Raw genomic sequence first — 14,882 nt, forward strand, 5'->3', positions numbered from 1 at the left:
TCAGTTCGGGGACGAAGCAGCGGACAGCCGGGCCAGCTCGTCGCCGCTGAGCCGCAGCTCGACCGAGTCGATCAACGCGGTCAGCTGCTCGGTGTTGCGAGCGCTCGCGATCGGCGCCGCCACCGTCGGCTGGGCGGCCAGCCACGCCAGCGAAACCGCCGCGGGCGACGTGCCGTGCGCGGCCGAGATCTCGTCCAGCGCCTCCAGCACGCGCTCACCGCGGTGATCGAGGTACGCCACCGCGCCCTCGGCACGGGGGCTCGCGGCACCGGCCTCGCGCGACCGGTACTTCCCGGTCAGAAATCCCTTGGCCAGCGAGAAATACGGCAGGCAGGACAGGCCTTCCTCCTGCAGCAACGGCGCCAGCTCCTGCTCGAACTCGCGCTCGACGAGGTTGTAGTGCGGCTGCAGCGCGACGAACCTGGCCAGCCCGTTCTTGTCCGAAGTGGACAGTGCTTCGGCGAGCCCTTCGGCGGTGTAGTTGGACCCGCCGATGTAGCGGACCTTGCCCGCCCGCACCAGTTCGTCGAACGCGCCGAGCGTCTCCTCGATCGGGGTCTCGGGGTCGGGGCGGTGCGCGTAGTAGAGGTCGATGTGGTCGGTTTTCAAGCGCCGCAAGGAATCCTCGGCGGCTTCCCGGATGTTGCGCGCGGACAGGCCCGGCCGTTTCGCCCAGCTGCCGACCTTGGTGGCGATCACGAACTCGTCGCGCTTTCCGCGTGCGGCGAGCCAGTTGCCGATGATCGTCTCGGACTCGCCACCCGAATTGCCCGGAATGCGCGCCATATAGGAATCGGCGGTGTCGACGAAGTTGCCGCCCGCCGCGGCATAGGCGTCCAGCACGGCGAAGGACTGCTCCTCGTCCGCGGTCCAGCCGAAGACGTTGCCGCCGAGGTTGAGTCCGTACACGTCCAGTTCGCTGTCACCGATTTTGGCCATGTCCCCAAAATAGAGGAATGAATCCACCGTGGCCGCCTGTTGGGACGAGCATGGTGAACGCACTCGGGAAGATCGGTATCTGGCAGGGCGCGCCGGCGCTGAACCCCGGACTCGCGCGTGAGGTCGAGCAGCTCGGCTACGGCGCGATCTGGGTCGGCGGCTCGCCGGACGGGGAGCTGAAGATCGTCGAGGACCTGCTCGACGCGACCGAACGGATCGTCGTGGCAACCGGCATCGTGAACATGTGGTCCGACGACGCGGCCACCGTCGGCGCGTCCTGGCGGCGAATCAGCGCCAAGCACCCCGGCCGGTTCCTGCTCGGCGTCGGCATCGGCCATCCCGAAGCGACGAAGGTCTACCAGAAGCCCTACGACAAGATCGTCGAGTACCTCGACGGGCTCGACGAGGCCGGTGTTCCCGTCTCCGCGCGCGTACTCGCCGCACTCGGGCCCAAGGTGCTGAAGCTGTCGGGCGAGCGCGCGGCAGGCGCGCACCCGTACCTGACCACGCCGGAGCACACCCGCCAGGCCCGCGAAATCCTCGGCCCGGACGCGCTGCTCGTGCCGGAGCACAAGGTGGTCTTCGACACCGACCCCGAGCGGGCCCGCGCGATCGGCAGGCCGAAGGTGAACAACCCGTACCTGCACCTGACCAACTACGTGAGCAACCTCAAGCGCCTCGGCTGGAGCGACGCCGACATCGCCGACGGCGGCAGCGACGCGCTGATCGACGCGCTCGTCCTGCACGGGACCGCGGCCGAAATCGCCGCCGGGATCACCGCCCACCTCGACGCCGGCGCGGACCAGGTCTGCATCCAGGTGCTCGGCGAAGACCCGCTGCCGGGCTACCGCGCTGTGGCGGAGGTCCTGCTCTCATAGTGGTCTGACGGCGGACCTCGTACGATTCGGGCAACAAGGCGTACCCGCTGCTAGGAGGACCAACGATGCCCATCGCCACCCCCGAGGTCTATGCCGAGATGCTGGACAGGGCCAAGGGAGGCGAGTTCGCTTACCCGGCCATCAACGTGACCTCGTCGGAAACCCTCAACGCCGCGTTGAAGGGTTTCGCCGACGCGGAGAGCGACGGCATCATCCAGGTCTCCACGGGCGGTGCGGAGTTCCTGTCCGGGCTGAACGTGAAGGACATGGTGGTCGGCGCGTCGTCGCTGGCCGAGTTCGCCCACGTGGTCGCGGACAAGTACCCGGTGAACGTCGCGCTGCACACCGACCACTGCCCGAAGGACAAGCTGGACGGGTTCGTCAACCCGCTCATCGCGATCTCGCGAGAGCGGGTGAAGCGCGGCGAGAACCCGCTCTTCCAGTCGCACATGTGGGACGGGTCGGCGATCGACCTCGACGAGAACCTGAAGATCGCGGCGGAGCTGCTGGAGCAGGCCGCCGCGGCGAAGATCATCCTCGAGGTCGAGATCGGCGTCGTCGGCGGTGAGGAGGACGGCGTCTCGAACGAGATCAACGAGAAGCTGTACACCGCCGAGGGCGACTTCGTGAAGACGATCGACGCGCTCGGCTCCGGCGAGAAGGGCCGCTACCTGCTGGCCGCCACCTTCGGCAACGTGCACGGCGCGTACAAGCCGGGCGCGGTCCAGCTGAAGCCGGACGTGCTCAAGCGCGGCCAGGCCGTCGCGTCGGAGAAGCTGGGGCTCGCCGCCGGTTCGAAGCCGTTCGAGCTGGTGTTCCACGGCGGGTCCGGCTCGCTGCTGGAGGAGATCCACGAGGCGCTGTCGTACGGCGTGGTGAAGATGAACGTCGACACCGACACGCAGTACGCGTTCTCGCGGCCGATCGCGGACCACTTCTTCAAGAACTACGACGGGGTGCTCAAGATCGACGGCGAGGTCGGCAACAAGAAGACCTACGACCCGCGCAGCTACCTCAAGAAGGCCGAGACCGGCATGGCGGCCCGCGTCGTGCAGGCCGCGGAAAACCTCAAGTCCGCCGGTAAGAAGCTCTGATCCACTGCTTCGCCGCCGTCGCCCGGTACGCCAGTGCGACGGCGGCGAGCACGATCGGCAAGGTCCACCACGCGAACGGCGGCGCGGCGCCGAACAGGCTCTGCACCCACAGCACGCCGTAGCCGAAGGCGGCCACGAGCGCGGCTGTCGTCGCCCACTGCCCGCGTGCCAGGTCCACCGCGAGCCCGACGAACACCAGGTAGAACGGGATCGTCGACGCGGGGAAGGTGCCTGCCACGAGCAGCGGCCAGATCACCATCCGGTACGCGACGTACAGCGCGGCCACGCTCGTCGCCGCCCAGCGGTGCTTCAGCGTGTGCCGCGCCAGCCCGAGCACCAGCGCCGAAACCCCGATGCCCCACAAGGGATAGACCCAGTCCGGGATCGGCATCGTGAAGTGCAGGACGGCGGTGCGGTCCACCGGATGCCCGATCTGCTGGGCGGCGAAGCTCAGCAGCGAAGGCTCCGCCTCCGGCGCGCCGCGCTCCCACGCGCGCAGGCCGAGAATCCCGTATTCCTGCTGGCCGTTGGGGAAGAAAGTGTTCTCCAGGAAGAACACCCACAGCCCGGTCAGCACGAGAGTGCGGAACCGGCCCGGTTCGGCGAGCTTCAGCCAGCCGTCGAGCACCCCGGCCAGCATCACGCCGGTGCCGATGTAGAGCAGCAGATGCGTCGGGCTCCACGCGGTCAGGTCGAGCCCGTTGACCCGGTGGTTGATCACGTCCAGCGGCGCGGCGAGCAGGAACAGCCCGAGCCCCGCCTGCATCAGCCGCAGCGAGCGGCGGTCGCAGCCGAGCCCGGTGTAGCTGTGGATCGCCACCAGCACGATCACGATCCCGGTGCCCACGGTGTTGATCAGATGCGGCGGCGCGAAATCGTCGCGGATGAACTTGAAGTGCCAAGACACGTCCCACGAGGAACCCAGCAGCTTGAACGCGAACGCGACGAGCCACATGCCGTAGGCGAACCGCAGCACCCACCGCGGAGTCGCCGTACCTGGCGCGCCCCGTTCCCAGTGCTCGGCGAAGAACTGCTTGGTCTTCGCGACCGGACCGCCGGCCACCGCCATCGTCATGCGCTCATCAAACACGGCCGGGACAAGCCGTTGGGCGGGTATGTCCGAAAATCAGGGTTCACCCCGAGGTGTGAGTGATTTGCGCGGACGGGGCACGGTTCGGCATCGTGTCCGCCCGTGATGCCGAAACGGATGGTCGCCGCGGTTCTGGTCGCCTGCCTCGTGCTGCTGGGCAGCGGGGTACTGGCGAGCCTCTTCCTCTAGAAGAGGGAGGATGGCGGCATGACGCACAACCTGCTTGGCCCCGAACCGACCCTGCTGCCCGAACGCAGCGGCCCGGAGGCCGCGCTCGACGCGGGCACCGATCCGGCCGAGGTCGCCGCGGAGCACCCTGATTTCAGTGAAGCCTGGGCCGCGCTGGCCGAGAAGTCACTGGAAGCCGGCGAGACCGTCACCGCCTACGCCTACGCGCGCACCGGGTACCACCGCGGCCTCGATCAGCTGCGCCGCGCCGGCTGGAAGGGCTTCGGCCCGATTCCCTGGAGCCACCGGCCGAACCAGGGCTTCCTGCGCGCGCTCGCCGTGCTCGGCAAGGCGGCCGAACGCATCGGCGAAGCCGAGGAGTTCGAACGCTGCCGGACGTTCATCGCCGACTCCGACCCGGCCGCCGCCGAGGCGACCGGGCTGAAGTAGACCGTAAGTCGAACCATTTCTCAGAATGCTCCGCAGTTGTCGGGGGCGGGGTCGCCGTGCAGCCGCCCGTCGAGCCACGCCAGCGCGCTCGGGTACGCGGCGACGAAGCCCCCGACGTGCGTGGGCGCCAGGACGGTGTCGAACTGCACGGCGGCGCCTTCCGAGCACCAGGAACGCGCCATCTGGCGGCCCTGCTCGAAGGGCACGATGTCGTCGAAAGCGCTGTGCGCGACCAGAACCGGGGCCGTGGGCGCGGTCCGGCCGATCTGCTGTTCGGCGACGGCCGAGGCGTAGGGCTCCTCGGCGAGGTAGTCGGTGATCGGCCTGCCGTCGGCGGTCAGGTCCGAGGTCTTGGTGAACGCGTTGTTGATCAGGCCGTCGGCGGTGCACTCGTTCTCGACCTTGGCCTCGAGCGCTTTGCCCTTGTCGTTCAACAGGTCCGGGATGTTCAGCTCCGGGTAAGCGGCGTTCATGCTCGCGACGGCGAACATCAGGAAGCCCACGGCGTACTGCCCGTCGAGGCTCTTCGCGACAGCGGCGAGGTCGGCGGGCGGGGCACCCGCGTACGCGCCCTTGAGGTCAAGCTCCGGCGCGTAGCTGCTCTGAAGTTCGGCCGCCGCGGCGGAAGCGCCACCGCCCTGTGAGTAGCCGGCGATGGCGACCGGGCCGGTGTCCGGCAGGTTCGCTTCGGGGAGCCGTTGCGCGGCGCGGACAGCGTCGAGCACCGCGTAGCCCTCGGCCTTGCGGTTGACGTAGGTGTGCACGCCGGGCGTGCCGAGGCCCTCGTAGTCGGTGATCACGACGCCGTAGCCGTGCGCCAGCAGGCCGGCGATGAAGGGGCCTTCGTACTCGTAGCCGCCCATCAGCGCCTTGGACGGAGCGCACTGGTCGCCCATGCCCTGCGTGCCGACGGCGTAGCTGACGATGGGCCGCTCGCCGGGGCCGGCCCAGGCAGTCTTGGGGGTGAGCACGGTGCCGGTCACCGCGACCGGGTCGCCGTGGGTGTCGGTGGAGCGGTACATGATCTTCTGCGCGTTCGCCGGTGCGGCGATCAGCTTCACCGGGTCGAGGAAGAACTGGGTGGCCTCGTGCCGGATGATGTCGCCGTTGTTCCCAGCGGGCAGCGGCGAGGGTGGGTCGTAGAAGTCGGCCGCGCCTGCCGGTACCGCGCCGACGGTGAGCGAGACCAGGCCGAGGACCGAGATGATGGTCGCCGTGAGCCGGCGACGGTGTGTCTGACGCATAGCCGCTTCCCCGATGGGTTAATTTCCGACAACACTGTCGGAAAAAGGATCGAGGTGAGTTGTACAGGTGTCAATGCCCCGAAAGCGTGGTCCGGGGCGGCCGCGGAAGCTGCCCGTCGCCGAACAGCGCGCGCAGACACTGGCCGCGGCCCGGCACGTCTTCGCTCTTCACGGTCCCCAAGGCGCGACGATCGAGGAGATCGCCAAACAGGCAGGACTCACCAGGCAGGCCGTGTACGAACTGTTCGGCGACAAGCAGGAGCTCTTCGAGCAGACTGTCGCCGACATCGAGGAGCAGGCGTACGCGGCGATCGCCGAGCGCGGTTCGGGCGATGCCGATCTGGACCTGAGGTCCTGGGCCCGCAAGAACTACGCGAACCTGTTCGGCTTCGTCGCCGAGAACCCCGACGCGTTCCCGGTCCTGCAGGAAGCCGAGCGCGCGGGGAACAGAGCGCTGACCCGGCTTCGGGCGCGGCTGGCGGAGATCTACACCGAAGCCAGCGGGCAGCGCTGGGCCGCGTACGGCGTCGAGCCGGGCCGCACCGATACGGCGCTGGTCGCGATGTACTTCGCGATGACCGAGGCGCTGGTGAACCTGAGCTGGCCGGAGGAGCCGCCGGACCGTGAAGCGCTCATCGACCTGCTCACCGAGTTCACCATCGGCGGCGTGCTGCGGCTCTACAGCCAGACCCCGGGGGTCATCGAGCGGATGCGGTAGCCGTCCACATCGCGGACACAGCGGCGGCGCGGCGGATCGAGTCGTAGCTTCGAAGTTATGCCGCCTGCCCAGCTCGCGATCATCGGTGCGGGCCCGCGCGGCGTCGGCGTGCTGGAACGGCTTTCCGCGAACGCGGCGGAGCTGCTCGGCGACAGGCGGCTGGTCGTGCATCTGATCGACCCCTTCCCGCCGGGGCCGGGGCGGATCTGGCGGTACGAGCAGTCGCCGTTGCTGCGGATGAACTCGATGACCGAGGACGTCACGATGTTCACCGACGAGACGGTGCGGATCGACGGGCCGATCGGGCCGGGGCCTTCGTTGTTCGAGTGGGTGGAGCGGCTGCGGGCAGGCGAGGTGGACCACGCGCTCGCCGGTGATCTGGGGGACGAGCTGAACTCCTTGGCCAGTACGGACTTCCCGACCCGGCGGCTGCAGAGTGCCTATCTCGCCTGGTTTTACCACCAGGTGCTGGCCGATCTTCCGCACGGCATCGAGGTGGTCGAACACCACACGCGCGCGACCGGCATCTCCGACGACGTCGTGCGGCTGGCGGACGGCGGCAGCATCCGAGCCGACATCGTGGTGCTCACCGTCGGCCACCTGGACGCCGAACCGCATCCCGCCGAAGCGAGGCTGGCCGAGGAGGCCGCCGCGCACGGACTGGCCTACTACCCGGCCGGTTACACCGCCGATGTCGACTACACGGCTGTCCCGCCCGGCGAGCACGTGCTGGTGCGCGGCTTCGGGCTGGCGTTCGTGGACCTGATGTTGCTGCTCACCGAAGGCCGCGGCGGGCGTTTCACGGAGCTGTGCGGAGGACTTCATTACGAGCCGAGCGGGCGCGAGCCCGTGCTCCACGTCGGTTCGCGCCGCGGAGTGCCGTACCACGCGAAGCCCGGCTACAAGCTGCAAGCCGAACGCCCGCCGTTGCCGAAGTTCTTCACCCCGGAGGCCATCTACGAGATCCCGGGCGAGCTGGACTTCTACGCGCAGCTGTGGCCGTTGATCGCCAAGGAGCTCGCCTGGGGCTACTACCACGAGCTGTTCAACGGCCACCCCGAACGCGTGCGGCTCGGCTTCGGGGAGTTCGCCGACAGGTTCGCGGACCACCGTTGGGACAGCACGGAAATGCACGAGCTGATCGAGGAGTCCGTGCCGGGTGAGCAGGATCGGCTCGACCTCGAGCGGCTCGACAAACCGTTGGCGGACAAGCGTTTCGACTCCGCGGACGCGTTCGGGAAACACCTGCGGGAGTACATCGAGGCCGACCTCGCGCGCCGCGCGAACCCGGCGTTCAGCGCGGACCTCGGTGCCTTCATGGCGCTGCTTTCGGTCTACGGCAGGCTGCCCGGGCTCGTCGCCACCGGGCGGCTCGACCCGCGCTCGCAAGTGTCCGATTTGGACGGATGGTTCCACGGGTTCTTCAGCTACTTCGCCAGCGGACCGCCACCACGGCGGCTGGACGAGCTGCTCGCGCTGGAGCAGGCCGGGGTGGTTTCGTTCCTCGGCGCGGACATGGACGTGACGCTGGAGGACGGCCGGTTCGTCGGCAGCAGCGCGAGCCACCCCGGCAAGGTCGGGGCCACCACGCTGATCGAGGCCCGGCTGCCGGCGGCGAGCCTGTCCCGAGCGTCGGACGGGTTGCTCCGGCAGCTACTGGAAACCGGTCAGCTGGCGGAAGAACTCGTGCGCGGCATCCCGTCCGGGCGCATCCACACCCGCGTCGCCGACGGCCGGGTGGTGCGGCCGGACGGCACGCCCCAGCCGCGCTGGTTTTCCCTCGGCCCCCACACGAGCGCGCGCTCGGCCGGTGCCTTCACCCGGCCACGGACGAACGCCGTTTCGTTCCGCCAGAACGACGCCACGGCAAGGGAGATCCTCAGGACACTCACGCGGCCTCCTCGATCTCCCGGCCAGGGATAGCCGCGAGCAGTTCGCGGGTGTACTCGTCTCGCGGGTTGTGCAGCACCTCGTCCGCCGGGCCGAGTTCGACCAGCCGTCCCGCGCGCATCACGCCCACGCGGTCGGCGACCTGCCGCACCACGGCGAGGTCGTGCGAGATGAACAGGTACGTCAGGCCCAGCTCGTCCTGCAGGCGCACCAGGAGTTCCAGGATCTGCGCCTGCACCGACACGTCGAGCGCCGACACCGGCTCGTCGCACACCACGAACTCCGGGCGCAGGGCCAGTGCCCGCGCGATCGCGACCCGCTGCCGTTGTCCGCCGGACAGCTCCGCCGGTTTGCGCTTGAGCATCGCGGCCGGTAGCGCCACCTGGTCGAGCAGCTCGGCCGACCGATTCGGCAACCCGAAGGCGCGCAAGGGTTCCGACACGATCCGTTCGACGGTGAGCTTCGGGTTCAGTGACGTGTACGGGTTCTGGTAGATCAGCTGCATCCGGCGCCGCCACCGGCGCAGCTCCTGGCCGCGGATGCCGGTGATCTCCTTGCCACCGAAGGAAATCCCGCCTTCCGTTGGTTCGGTCAGCCGAAGCAGCAGGCGAGCGGTGGTGGTCTTGCCGGAGCCCGATTCGCCGACGAGCGCGAGCGTCTGCCCGCGTGGGATGTCGAAGCTGACCTCGTCCACCGCACGCCGCCCGGCGAAGTCCTTGGTCAGCCCGCGTGCGCTGACGAGCGGGCTGCTTTCGGGCCGCCTCGGACGCAACGGCGCGGTGGACAGGCTCGGCGCCGCGGCCAGGAGTCGTTGTGTGTACTCGTGTTCCGGCGCCGCGAGCAACTGCCCGCTCGGCCCGTCCTCGACCACCTGCCCCTCGGACATCACGGCGATCCGCGACGCCCGGTCGGCGGCCACGCCGAGATCGTGGGTGATCAGCAGGACCGCGGTGTTCGACTCCGTGGCCAACTGCTCCAGGTGGTCGAGGATCTGCCGCTGCACGGTCACGTCCAGCGCGCTCGTCGGCTCGTCCGCGATGATCAGTTTCGGCCGTCCGGCGAGGGCGGCGGCGATCAGCACGCGTTGCCGCAGGCCACCCGACAGCTCGTGCGGGTACTGCCGGGCGCGCAGCTCCGGCTCGTCGATCCCCGCCCGCCGCAACAACTCCACGGCCTGCCCGGGCGCCGAACGCTTGTCCGCGAGCCCGTGGATGCGCAGCACTTCGCCGACCTGGTGCCCGACACGCTGCACCGGATCCAGTGACACGGTCGGATCCTGCGGGATGAGCGCGATCTCCCGCCCGCGCACGGAACGCCAGGCACGCGGCGAAAGGCCGGTCAGCTCACGTCCGGCGAAGGTGATCGACCCGCTGTCCACGCGCCCACCGCGCGGGAGCAGCCCGATCGCCGCGTGCGCCGTCGTGCTCTTGCCCGAGCCCGACTCGCCGACCACCGCCACGATCTGTCCGGAGTGGACGGTCAGGTCCGCGCCCCGCACCGCGGGCAGGCCCCGGTAGGAAACCGCGAGCCCGCGGATCCGCAGCAGTTCTTCGGTCATGCCGTCCTCTCCTCCAGCGCACGGGAAACCCGGTTCGTGGCGAGCACGACCGCCGCGATGACCAGGCCGGGCAGGGTCGTCATCCACCAGGCGGTGGCCAGGTACGACCGGCCGCCGGCCACCAGCGAGCCCCATTCCGGCGTCGGCGGCGTCGCCCCGAAACCGAGGAAGCTCAACGAGGAAATCTCCAGCACGGCGACCCCGAACTGGAGTACGGCCAGCGCCACCACCGGCCCCAGCGAGTTCGGCAGCACGTGCCGGTACAGCACGCCGAACCAGCGCACGCCGCTCGCCCGCGCCGCCTCCACGAACACGCCGGTGCGCACGCGAAGCACCTCCGCGCGCATCAGCCGGGCGAAATGCGCGACGTTCGCGACACCGACCGCGACCGCGACTTTCGTGGTGCCGAAGCCGAGCGCGGTGACCAGCGCCAGCGACAGCAGGATCGACGGCACCGCGAGCAGCACGTCGACGACGCGCATGATCACCGAGTCCACCCAGCCCGGCCGCAGCCCGGCGAGCAGGCCGAGCGCCGAACCGGCGATCAGCGCGATCACGACGGCGAGCACCGCGGCCCACAACGAAAGCGCCGCCCCGTGCACCACGCGGGCGTAGACGTCGCGCCCCGTCTCGTCGGTGCCGAACAGATGCGCCGCCGACGGGGCCTGCAGTTTCTGGCGCGGGACCCCGGCGATCGGGTCGTAGCTGGTGAACAGGCCGGGCACGAACGCCCAACCCACGGCCAGCGCGAGCAGCAGCACACTGAGGATGAGCCCTGGCCGCCGGACGACGAACCGTGTCCGGCTTTCGAGCGCGAGGTCAGCCATGATTCGCCACCCTGGGGTCGAACAGCGGGTACACGAGATCGACGATCAGGTTCAGCGCCACGAAGAACAGCGCGGCGAGCACGATCACCGCCTGCACCACGGGAATGTCCTGCTGCGTCACGGCGCTCGCGGTGACGCGGCCGAGCCCGTCGCGGGAGAACACCGTCTCGGTCACCACCGAACCGGCGAGCAGCTGCCCGGCGACCACCCCGGTCAGGGTGAGCGCGGGCATCGCGGCGTTCCGCAGCGCGTGTCCGAAGTGGACACGCGCCCGGCTCGCGCCCTTGGCCTGCACGATCTCCGTGTACGGCTCGCCGAGCTGCGTGCGCAGGCTCTTCGCCAGCACCTGCGCGATCACCGCGCCGGTCGGCAGCGCGAGCGTGATCGCGGGCAGGATCAGGGACTGGAAGCCCTGGTTGCCCAACGCCGGCAACAGCCGCAACTGGAACGAGAACACCTGCACGAGCACGAGCCCGACCCAGAACACCGGGAGTGAAATCCCCAGCGACGGCAGGGAAAGCAGGAACGTGCCCAGCCAGCGCAGCCGGGTGAAGGTGCCCAGCAGCGCCAGCCCGCCACCGAAGACCACCGCGAGCAGCAGGCCGAGCCCGGCCGCCGCGAGCGTCGGCGGCAACGCGGTCAGCACCTGGTGCGTGGCCGAATCGCCGGTGGCGATGGAGCGGCCGAAATCGCCGTGCAGCGCGCCGAGCAAGCGCTTTCCGTACTGCACCGGCCACGGATCGTCGAGCCCGTAGGCGGCGCGAGCCTGCGCCACCTGGTCGGCGGTGAGTGCGGTCGCGCCGTCACCGCCGGAGAGCTTCGCCAGCACCGCGTCGCCCGGCAGGAGGTAGAGGATGACGAAGGACAGCGTGAACGCCGCCCACAGCACCAGCACCGCCTGCAGGACTCTCCGGATCAGATAGCCGGTCATGAGACCCAGGTGTCGAACAGCTGGAGCCGCGACGACGCCTCGAAGTTCACCGCGTGCGCCTTCTCGCCGACCGCGACCACCTGTGTCAGCTCGAAGACCGGAATCGCGTACGCCTGCTCGACGATCAGCCGCTGCGCCTGCTCCGCCGCCGGCTTCCGGACCGTGTTGTCCACAGTGGACGCTTCCTGGTCCAGCTGCGCGTCGAGCGGGTTGCCCGGCTGGAGCTTGCTGCGGTTACCGGCCTTGGTGGAGAAGTTGTTGCGCAGGATGTCGGGATCGGCCCTGGTCACGTTGTACCAGAGGAACTCGTAGTTCCCGCTCTGCTGGAGCTGCAGGGTTTCGGTGTTCGTGTGCAGCTGCAATTGCAGGTCGAAGCCGATCTTGCGCAGCTGTTGCTGGATGAGTTCGAGCACGCTTTGACTCTGGTTGAACACGCTGGCGAAGACCACGCTCGCGGTCAGCCGCTGCCCGTTCTTGACCCGGATTCCGTCCGGTCCCGGCACCCAGCCGTCGGCGTCGAGCAGTGCCGTCGCGCCCGCCGGGTCGTAGGCCAGCTCCTTCGAAAGGTCGGCGTAGAGCGGGGTCGTGGAGGCGAGGATACTGGTCGCCGGCTTGTAGTTCGGGCTGAGCACGGTGTCGGTGACCTCCTGGCGGTTGATCCCCTTCGACACCGCTTGGCGCACCTTCTCGTCGGTCAGCACGCCCTTGGTGGTGTTCGCGTGCAGGTTGAACACGATGCCGGGGTTGGGCCGGGTGTTCTCGCTGAACCCGTTGCCCTGGAACTGTCCTTCGTCCACCGGCTGCACCTCGGTGGTCGCGTCCAGCTGGCCCGACAGGAGGCTTCCGGTGCGCACGCCGGGCTCCGGCACGATCTTGTAGTCGACCTTGTCGAGGTAGGCCGCGCCCTGGTGCTGCCACAGCGACGAGCCCCACGCGTAGCCCTTGCGCTTGCTGATCACGACGTCGGCGTTCTGTTTGAAGCTGTCGAAGACGAACGGCCCCGAGCCGATCAGGCCATCGCCCTGGCAGCGCTGGTCCGACGTCTTCTGGTACGCCGACGGGGCGAGGATGCCCAGCGACATCGTGGAGCTGGCCTGCAGGAACTGGGCGCTGGGCACGGAGAAATCGATCCGCACGGTCTGCGGGTCGACGACGGTGGCGCCGGTGTAGGAGGCCAGATATCCCAGGCCCAGCAAGGATTTCGCGCCGAGCGCCTTGACCCCGTCGAAGCTGGTCTTCACCGCGTTGGCGTCGAGTGGGGTGCCGTCGGAGAAGGTCACGCCGGAGCGCAGGTGAAAGGTGAAGCTCGTGGAATCGGCGTTGCTCTCCCATTTGTCGGCCAGCCACGGCTTGATCTCACCGGTGTTCGGGTCCTGGTCGGTGAGCGAGTCGACCAGCTGCCTGCCGACGTTGAGGGAGGCGTTGGTGCCTGCTTGCTGGGGATCGAGGCAGTCGGGGTTGGAGCCGACGGCGATGGTCAGCGTGCCGCCGGGCCGCGGCGGGCCCGCGTCGGCACCGGTCGCGGCCGTGGACGAACAGGCGGCGGCGAGCAGGGCCAGCGCGGCGGCGGGGACGATTTTCGCGCTACGACGGGAAGACACGGGATCACGGTAGGCAGAATTCCGGCCCGTGATCCCGTGTCTCAGTCCGTGGACCTCAGCAGTGGTCGAGCATGTCCGTCAGCGCGGACTTCTCGGCGTCGTTCACGGTGAGGGCGAACTTGTGTTTCACCGCGATCCACATTTCCGCGTAGGTGCACCAGTACGTCTGCAGCGGCGGCTTCCACTGGTCCGGCGACGCGTCGCCCTTGGCCTGGTTGACGTTGTCGGTGACCGCGATCAGCTGCGGGTCGCTCAGGTCGTTGGCGTAGGCCTGCCGCTGCGCGGTGGTCCACTTCGAGGCGCCGGTGCGCCACGCGTCGGCCAGCGGCACGACGTGGTCTATGTCCACATCGGACGCCGCGGTCCAGGTGGCGCCGTCGTACGGGCTGACCCAGGTACCCGACGTCGGCGCGCAGTCCGAGCCGGTCTGCACGTTGGTTCCGTCCCGCTTGAGCACCACTTCGCGGGTGTTGCAGGAGTTCCCCTGGTCGATCCAGTGCGGGAACTTGTCACGGGAGTAACCGTCCTGGCTACCGTCCGCCGCGACGGTCAATTCGGCGAGCTCGGAACGGGCGGCGGTCTCCGAAGGGATACCGGGCGGAGTAGCGGACGCGGTGCCGACGAAGCCGGCGACGACGAGGGTGGACACGGCCAGGACAGTCAACGAACGACGCATTTTGCCGCCTTCGGGTGAGCTGTGGAGGACGTGCCCGACCCTTGCTGACGAACATGGCGATAGCAATACCTGTGAGTGATTTACCGACGACAGTAGGTTAACGTTGAGTGACCGTTGTCTCAGCCGAGACCGCGGATCAGCCTCAGGTCGGCGGTATGCCGGTACCAGGTCCAGCGGGTGATCGCGCGCGGGAAGGGAACCCCGTCCAGGCTCGGCCGGGTCGGGATGCAGCCGATCTGGAAGGCCCGGCCCGCCGTGATCACCGGGCGCTTGAACAGCAGGCCCTTCACGACCCGGACCACCAGCCCGGGCCCGCCGTCGGGATCCGGCGACACCTCGATCGAGCGAGCAGGGCCACGAAGAGCGATCTCGTCATCGCAGTAAGCGACGCCCCGGACAGGTCCGAATGTGCCTCTTCCCACTATCACGCCGCCGTTGTCGTCCCTGATCAACGGCACCGGGTCCACCTCGGCGTTCAGCGCGACCGCCAGCGCGCGTGCCGGATCGGTCGGCAGACCCCAGATCGCGGCCACCTCCGAAGCCGGGTCGGCAGGCACGAAACCGATCGGGGTGCTGCCGAGTTTTTCCTTGCGCAGCAAGCGGATCACCACCGCCGCGAGGTCCGCGTCGGTACCCTCGACGATCAGCGGCCCGTCGTCGAGGAGCGGGTCGATCTCGGCCTTCCCCGGGCGCTCGCCGACCCGGTGCACGGAGAGCCCGTCGACCTCGGGCAGTGGCGGCGCCGACGCTCCGCAAACCAGTACCTGTGCCCGCACCCTGTGCCCCTCCGTTACGCTCATACATCGGCTTTCCATTCT

General features: G+C 69.1%; 14 protein-coding genes. 5 read left to right on the forward strand and 9 right to left on the reverse strand.

What is annotated here, in order from left to right; translation table 11 throughout:
* Nucleotides 1-939, reverse strand: a complete 939-nt coding sequence (locus tag FPZ12_RS14890) for an aldo/keto reductase (protein WP_144747164.1) — start codon at nucleotides 937-939, stop codon at nucleotides 1-3.
* Between the two features lie 50 nt (nucleotides 940-989).
* Here FPZ12_RS14890 and FPZ12_RS14895 point away from each other — a divergent pair, with 50 nt between their 5' ends.
* Nucleotides 990-1,817 (forward strand): LLM class F420-dependent oxidoreductase, encoded by an 828-nt coding sequence (locus FPZ12_RS14895; RefSeq protein ID WP_144747163.1) that lies wholly within the window; start codon nucleotides 990-992, stop codon nucleotides 1,815-1,817.
* A 65-nt stretch (nucleotides 1,818-1,882) separates the two neighbouring features.
* Nucleotides 1,883-2,911, forward strand: a complete 1,029-nt coding sequence (fbaA, locus tag FPZ12_RS14900) for a class II fructose-bisphosphate aldolase (RefSeq protein ID WP_144747162.1) — start codon at nucleotides 1,883-1,885, stop codon at nucleotides 2,909-2,911.
* Here the strand turns inward: fbaA and FPZ12_RS14905 are convergent.
* Nucleotides 2,886-3,986: a hypothetical protein gene (locus tag FPZ12_RS14905; protein WP_144747161.1), complete on the reverse strand. Its 1,101-nt coding sequence runs from the start codon at nucleotides 3,984-3,986 to the stop codon at nucleotides 2,886-2,888. The two genes, fbaA and FPZ12_RS14905, sit on opposite strands and share 26 nt — an antisense overlap.
* Nucleotides 3,987-4,208: 222 nt before the next feature.
* Between FPZ12_RS14905 and FPZ12_RS14910 the strand changes: the two genes are divergently transcribed.
* Nucleotides 4,209-4,619 (forward strand): DUF3151 domain-containing protein, encoded by a 411-nt coding sequence (locus FPZ12_RS14910; RefSeq protein ID WP_144747160.1) that lies wholly within the window; start codon nucleotides 4,209-4,211, stop codon nucleotides 4,617-4,619.
* Nucleotides 4,620-4,639: 20 nt separating this feature from the next.
* Here the strand turns inward: FPZ12_RS14910 and FPZ12_RS14915 are convergent, their stop codons facing one another.
* Nucleotides 4,640-5,863: a lipase family protein gene (locus FPZ12_RS14915; RefSeq protein WP_144747159.1), complete on the reverse strand. Its 1,224-nt coding sequence runs from the start codon at nucleotides 5,861-5,863 to the stop codon at nucleotides 4,640-4,642.
* A 73-nt stretch (nucleotides 5,864-5,936) separates the two neighbouring features.
* Here FPZ12_RS14915 and FPZ12_RS14920 point away from each other — a divergent pair, with 73 nt between their 5' ends.
* Nucleotides 5,937-6,581: a TetR/AcrR family transcriptional regulator gene (locus tag FPZ12_RS14920; protein WP_144747158.1), complete on the forward strand. Its 645-nt coding sequence runs from the start codon at nucleotides 5,937-5,939 to the stop codon at nucleotides 6,579-6,581.
* 57 nt (nucleotides 6,582-6,638) lie between these two features.
* Nucleotides 6,639-8,504, forward strand: a complete 1,866-nt coding sequence (locus FPZ12_RS14925) for an FAD/NAD(P)-binding protein (RefSeq protein ID WP_144747157.1) — start codon at nucleotides 6,639-6,641, stop codon at nucleotides 8,502-8,504.
* Here FPZ12_RS14925 and FPZ12_RS14930 read toward each other — a convergent pair.
* The 6 genes from FPZ12_RS14930 to FPZ12_RS14955 all read right to left on the reverse strand — a co-directional run bounded on the left by FPZ12_RS14930 (nucleotide 8,470) and on the right by FPZ12_RS14955 (nucleotide 14,864).
* Nucleotides 8,470-10,029: a dipeptide ABC transporter ATP-binding protein gene (locus tag FPZ12_RS14930; protein WP_144747156.1), complete on the reverse strand. Its 1,560-nt coding sequence runs from the start codon at nucleotides 10,027-10,029 to the stop codon at nucleotides 8,470-8,472. The genes FPZ12_RS14925 and FPZ12_RS14930 overlap by 35 nt on opposite strands.
* Nucleotides 10,026-10,856, reverse strand: a complete 831-nt coding sequence (locus tag FPZ12_RS14935; RefSeq protein ID WP_144747155.1) for an ABC transporter permease — start codon at nucleotides 10,854-10,856, stop codon at nucleotides 10,026-10,028. The genes FPZ12_RS14930 and FPZ12_RS14935 overlap by 4 nt, the downstream gene beginning before the upstream one ends.
* Complete coding sequence (locus tag FPZ12_RS14940; protein ID WP_144747154.1) at nucleotides 10,849-11,787, reverse strand: ABC transporter permease; 939 nt, start codon at nucleotides 11,785-11,787, stop codon at nucleotides 10,849-10,851. The genes FPZ12_RS14935 and FPZ12_RS14940 overlap by 8 nt, the downstream gene beginning before the upstream one ends.
* Nucleotides 11,784-13,388: an ABC transporter substrate-binding protein gene (locus FPZ12_RS14945; RefSeq protein ID WP_243769851.1), complete on the reverse strand. Its 1,605-nt coding sequence runs from the start codon at nucleotides 13,386-13,388 to the stop codon at nucleotides 11,784-11,786. The genes FPZ12_RS14940 and FPZ12_RS14945 overlap by 4 nt, the downstream gene beginning before the upstream one ends.
* 55 nt (nucleotides 13,389-13,443) lie before the next feature.
* A complete protein-coding gene (locus FPZ12_RS14950) occupies nucleotides 13,444-14,064 on the reverse strand; it encodes an HNH endonuclease family protein (RefSeq protein ID WP_144747153.1) in 621 nt (206 codons plus the stop codon).
* Nucleotides 14,065-14,183: 119 nt separating this feature from the next.
* A complete protein-coding gene (locus FPZ12_RS14955) occupies nucleotides 14,184-14,864 on the reverse strand; it encodes a hypothetical protein (RefSeq protein WP_243769852.1) in 681 nt (226 codons plus the stop codon).
* Between the last annotated feature and the right edge of the window lie 18 nt (nucleotides 14,865-14,882).

This window comes from Amycolatopsis acidicola (assembly GCF_007713735.2).
GTDB lineage: Bacteria > Actinomycetota > Actinomycetes > Mycobacteriales > Pseudonocardiaceae > Amycolatopsis_E > Amycolatopsis_E acidicola.